4 protein-coding genes are annotated in these 2,512 nt (G+C 65.2%); 3 read left to right on the forward strand and 1 reads right to left on the reverse strand.

Translation table 11 applies throughout. The features are described from left to right. The coding region (locus Q1V78_RS09160; protein WP_367279562.1) for a 4Fe-4S dicluster domain-containing protein at nucleotides 1–485 on the forward strand (485 nt) is incomplete at its 5' end. Between the two features lie 149 nt (nucleotides 486–634). Here the strand turns inward: Q1V78_RS09160 and Q1V78_RS09165 are convergent. Further along, on the reverse strand, nucleotides 635–1,021 hold the full coding sequence (locus Q1V78_RS09165; RefSeq protein ID WP_300613822.1) for a DUF2631 domain-containing protein: 387 nt from the start codon (nucleotides 1,019–1,021) through the stop codon (nucleotides 635–637). A gap of 127 nt (nucleotides 1,022–1,148) precedes the next feature. Here Q1V78_RS09165 and dxr point away from each other — a divergent pair, with 127 nt between their 5' ends. Further along, complete coding sequence (dxr, locus tag Q1V78_RS09170) at nucleotides 1,149–2,342, forward strand: 1-deoxy-D-xylulose-5-phosphate reductoisomerase (RefSeq protein WP_300613824.1); 1,194 nt, start codon at nucleotides 1,149–1,151, stop codon at nucleotides 2,340–2,342. Continuing rightward, on the forward strand, nucleotides 2,327–2,512 hold a 186-nt coding region (locus Q1V78_RS09175; protein ID WP_300613826.1), incomplete at its 3' end, for a site-2 protease family protein. The genes dxr and Q1V78_RS09175, both read left to right, overlap by 16 nt.

Below are 2,512 nucleotides of genomic sequence, written 5' to 3' on the forward strand. Positions count from 1 at the left end.
ACGGGGAAATCATGGTGGATCCGAACGCCCCGACGATGATCCGGCTCGCCCAGGCGCACCAGGTGTTGGGGACCGAGCCCGACGCTCGCATCGAGCTGGACGCCCCGCGCCTGATGGCCTCCGGCTGCCAGGCGTGCGGAGTGTGCACCCAGATGTGCCCGAGCTCCGCCCTGGAGCTCAGGGTCGCGGATTCGGTGGCGCACCTCAGCCAGAACTTGAGCGCCTGCAGTGGGGAGAATTCTTGTGTCGCCAGCTGCCCCTACGGCGCATTGAGCAGCAGCGGCCAGCTGCGGCTAGCCGACCTGGTCGACAGGGACGTACGCGAACTCACCAGTTTCCCGGTCTCGCAGTGCCGCCGCTGCGGGGCGGATTTTCCGGACGGGGAAGGGGAAGACGGCGGGGCGAAGACCTTGTGCCCCACGTGCGAGCGCACCACGGCCGACCCGTTTTCTTCCTGGCTGCCGCCCGGCTTCACCCTCGACTAGCCTTCCGGGGCGTTTTCGCCGCGCCGCGGTGTGAGGGCGTTCGGTGGCGCTAGGGGTACCCGTGAATGCACCGATGGCCCCGAACCAGAAGTGGTTCGGGGCCATCGGTCGTGCCAGACGCCTGGCGTGTCGCTAATGGGGTAGCTTTGCTACTCCTTGATGTTCAGCGCCAGCTTCTCCTCGGGGGTGAGGTCTGCGTACACACCGGTGTTATTGAGCTGATCGGCGGTCCAGTTCGGCTCAACGTGACCCTGGGCCTTGTTGTGTGCGGTCACAGTGGTGCGCTCCTTGGCCTTCGGCTCGAACGCGAACCATGCGGTACCGACGAGGATGAAGGCAGCCAGGGCGATCAGCCAGATGTTCTCGACGTTGCCCTCGTGGTTACCAACCAGCATGAACACCAGGAACCCGACGGAAATAAGGCCGGACAGAACGACGGCGCGCTTGCTCAGGCCGCTCCAGCCCCAGCCCGCGGATGGTACATCTTCGGTCGAAATGCCGTTGAAAACTTCAACCTTTGCTTCGTGGTGAGCCACGGAATCCTCCTGACGTCTGATCAGTTAATCACACTCATCTTGCCATAGATTTCACAGAATGTAGGTATCTCCACACGCCATACAGCCCCTACTCGGGTGTAGGAGGGGAGGAGGCGGGGGTTAGGATATGGCCATGACATTCGACAAGACTCGCGTGGTGATTCTCGGGAGCACTGGATCCATCGGCGTCCAGGCCCTCGAGGTGGTTTTCGACAATCCCGAACAGTTCGAGGTGATTGGGATTTCGGCCCACGGCAGCAAGCCCGAGCTGCTGTTGGAGCAGGCTCAGAAGCTTGGTCTGCCCGCAGAGCGAGTCGCGGTGGCCTCCGACCGAACCGCCGATTTCGTCGAAGCTCAGCTCGGTGGCCACTGCATCCGTGGTCAAGACTCTGCCCGCGACCTGGTGGAGGAGCTCGGCGACCAGCTGGAGAGCACGGACGTGATCCTGAATGCCCTGGTTGGCTCCCAGGGGCTCGAGGCGACGCTGTCCTCCCTGGGAACCCAGGCGCGTCTCGCGCTGGCGAATAAGGAGAGCCTCGTTGCTGGCGGGCAGCTGGTGTTGGACGCCGCCGATGAGGGTCAGCTCGTCCCCGTCGACTCCGAGCACTCGGCGATGGCACAGTGCCTGCGCTCTGGGCGCCGCGACGAGGTGGCCACCCTCGTGCTGACGGCCTCCGGCGGGCCGTTCCGCGGCTGGACCCGCGAGCAGCTGGAGCCGGTCACCCCGCTCCAGGCGGCCAGCCACCCGACCTGGTCCATGGGCCAGATGAACACGCTGAACTCCGCAACGATGGTGAACAAGGGCCTGGAGTTGATCGAGGCCTGCCTGCTCTTCGACATGCCCTCCGACCGCGTGGAGGTCACCGTTCACCCGCAGTCGATCGTGCACTCGATGGTGACCTTCCGCGACGGCTCAACCATCGCGCAGGCGTCCCCGCCGTCCATGAAGCTACCGATCAGCCTCGCGCTCGGCTGGCCGAACCGTGTGGCCGGGGTGGGGCAGCCGCTGGACTTCACGCAGGCTGCCACCTGGGAGTTTGAGCCGCTCGACGATGAGGTATTCCCCGCGGTGGAGCTGGCTCGCGAGGCAGCAAAGGCAGGCGGGGTCATGCCCGCGATCTATAACGCGGCGAACGAGGAAGCTGCGATCGAGTTCCTCAACGCGAATATGGCCTTCCCCCGCATTGTCGACACGGTTGAAGCCGTGATGTCGGCCTCCGGCGCAGCGTCCACCCCGACGTTCCTGGAGGATGTCCTGGAGGCCGAGCGCGAGGCCCGTGCACTGGCACACGAGAGGATGCGCCCGTGGCTTTTGGGCTAGGAGTACTGCTCTTCGCCTTCGGCATCCTGATCAGCATTGCGCTGCATGAGGCGGGGCACATGTTCGCCGCCCGCGCCTTCGGCATGCGGGTGCGCCGATACTTCATTGGCTTCGGACCGACCCTGTGGTCGACCGCGCCGAGGGAGAAGGGACGTGCAGCTGCCGCCGCG

The organism is Corynebacterium sp., from assembly GCF_030152825.1.
Classification (GTDB): Bacteria; Actinomycetota; Actinomycetes; order Mycobacteriales; family Mycobacteriaceae; genus Corynebacterium.